The following is a 2,885-nucleotide window of genomic DNA, read 5'->3' on the forward strand; positions in this document are numbered from 1 at the left end:
GACGAAAATTCCAACCCGCTGGCCAACATCAATCCGAATGACATCGAATCGATCGACGTCCTGAAAGACGCGGCTTCTACCGCCATTTACGGAGCACGCGCCGCGAATGGCGTGGTACTGATCACGACCAAAAGGGGCAGCACGGGCAAAGCACAAATCAGCTACTCGGGCTACTACGGCATCCAGAACCCCACCCGCAAGATTCCGCCGCCGATGAACGCGACGCAGTTTGCCGAAAACATGAACCGGGCTTTTACCGCCGCGGGTCAGGAGGCGCCTTTCCCCAATCCACAATCGTTGGGCAAAGGCACCGACTGGATGGCGGCGGGTACCCAACAGGGCAATGTGATGGATCATCAACTGTCTATTTCCGGCGGATCGGCCAAGAGCCGGTACTATATTTCGACCAACTACTTCAAGAATGACGGGATCATGCTCAAGACCTATTTTGAGCGGATGTCGTTGCGGATCAATACCGATAACCAGATTGCCAAGAAAATCAAGGTAGGTAATAGTCTGATGCTTTCACGGGTCAATCAGCGTAACAACGGGGCTGGCAACCGAACTTTTATTCACGGAGCCTTCACTAACCTCTACCAGGGCGTCCCGACACAGCTCATTTATAATGAAGACGGCTCCTACGCGGGCCCCACCGACCCACGCCTGGAAAGACGGGGCAACTTCGTGGCGGATGCCCTCCGCGTAACGCAAAAAGACGAATCATACGACCTTATCGCCAATCTGTACGGCGAGTATGAACCCATCAAAAACTTAAAATTCAGGACAAGCTTCTCAACGAATCTCGTCTTTGGGAATCAGTACTCCTTTAATCCCAGTTGGTCGTACGGCCTCGTCAATTCCGCCGGACTGTCGAGTGTGTCGGCTGGCAACAGCAACTCTCGGCAATGGATTTTTGAAAATACCCTGAGCTATAACAAAAGCTTTGGTAAGCACAACCTTAGCGGGCTACTAGGAACTACGGCCCTGGATATTTTCTTCCGCTCGGGCTTTCAGAGCGGCACGTACGACACCGATGCTTTCACCGAAGTCGATTCGGGCAGTATGAAAAGCAGTAATTCATCTACCAATTCGTCGCAGGAGTCGCTGGCTTCGGTGTTCGGCCGGGTGATTTATGACTACGCCGACAAGTACCTTCTGACAATGAATATTCGCCGCGATGGTTCATCGAAATTCGGTCCGAACCAAAAGTTCGGGGTCTTTCCGTCAGTGTCGGCGGGCTGGCGGATTTCGGAGGAAAGCTTTTTCCCGAAGAATGGATTTATGGATGACCTCAAACTCAGAGTGGGCTGGGGGCAAGTCGGCTCCGATGCAATCGGTAATTTCCGGTACCTGGCACGGGTGCAGTCTGGCTATAACTATGCTTTTGGCAACCAGACGGGTATTACCTCGTTGGGAGCAGCCCTGGGCGATTTGGGCAATCCAGACATCAAGTGGGAAACCGTCACCGAGTACAACGTTGGTTTGGAAACTACCCTCTTAAATGGGGCGATGAACTTCTCGGCTGAGTACTTCAACCGAACCCGCACCGACATGCTCCTTACCCTGGATTTGCCCGGTGTGTCGGGCCTGAGAACGATCACCCAAAATACGGGAGAATTCAACAATAAGGGTTTGGAGTTCAGCATAGGCTACCAGAAGGGATCCGGTGATTTCAGGTATAGTCTCAACGCCAACCTAACCACTTACGACAACGAAGTGGTTTCGTTGGGAGCCAGGGGAGATATCTTTCCCTTCAATTACTCAGGATCGGGCGGCACGACGCTTATCCGCGTGGGTCAACCGCTGGGCGTTTTTTATGGCTTGACGACCGAGGGCATCTTCCAAACCCAGGCCGAGGTGGACGCTGCCAACTCCATCGATGGTAATGCGGCCACGCCGTATCAGGTGGCCAGAACGGGTCCCGGCGATTTTAAATACAAAGACCTGAACGGCGATGGCCGGATTAACGATGCTGACAAGTCGATCATCGGCAACCCCAATCCTAAGTTTACCTATGGCCTGGGGGGCAACTTTGCCTACAAGCGCTTCGATATGAATTTCCAGTTTTTTGGCGTGCAGGGCAACGACATCATGAACGTGGCCCGCTCAATCCTGGAATCGTCGGGACGGGCCTTCAATAAGTCCTCGACCGTGGTGAACGCCTGGAATGGTCCCGGAACCAGCAACTCCATCCCCCGCCCCATCGTCACTGACCCCAACTCCAACACGCGCCTCAGTTCGCACCTGGTGGAAGACGGTTCCTACCTGCGTTTGAAAAATATTCAGTTGGCTTATTCACTTCCGGTCAAAGGCATCAACAAACTACAGGTGTACGTGGCGATGCAGAACGCCTTCGTCCTGACCAAATTCACGGGCATCGACCCGGAGGTTGGGCTAGACAACAACAATAGCGCCGTGGCGGGGATCTACCAGGACCTCTACCCACAGGTAAGAACGACCTCACTGGGTGTGCGGTGCAATTTCTAAACCTTTCAAAATCAAGAGTCATGACCAAATCAAAAGCATATCTGATCGCCGCAGGCCTTGCCCTGCTGACGGGCTGCAGCGAGGATTTCGTGAACAAAGAGTTCACTAACGGAATCGTCGAGGAAAACTTCTATAAATCGGCCAAAGACGCCGAGCAGGCCCTCACCGGGGTTTACGATCCGCTCAGCCGAAAGGGCGTGTACCGCGAGTCGGCCATTGTGCTGGGCGAGTGCCCTTCGGATAACATTGACGAGCAAACGGGCGACAACGGCGATTACGGGTTCCACTATAAGGCTATCAGCGACTATCGCTGGATACCCGACAACCCCTTTATTTCGTCGCGTTGGTACGACTGCTACGCCGGAATTTTTCGGGCAAATACTTTTTTGGGAAAGGTA

General features: G+C 53.2%; 1 protein-coding gene and 1 pseudogene. Both read left to right on the forward strand.

Annotation, left to right across the window (positions count from 1 at the left end):
- A partial coding sequence (locus tag ACEW8P_RS20715; RefSeq protein ID WP_373514980.1) for a SusC/RagA family TonB-linked outer membrane protein occupies positions 1–2,487 on the forward strand: 2,487 nt, incomplete at its 5' end.
- A 20-nt stretch (positions 2,488–2,507) separates the two neighbouring features.
- Positions 2,508–2,885 (forward strand): annotated as a pseudogene (locus ACEW8P_RS20720) (hypothetical protein); the annotation flags it as partial.

This window comes from Persicitalea sp. (assembly GCF_041751555.1).
Lineage (GTDB): Bacteria > Bacteroidota > Bacteroidia > Cytophagales > Spirosomataceae > Persicitalea.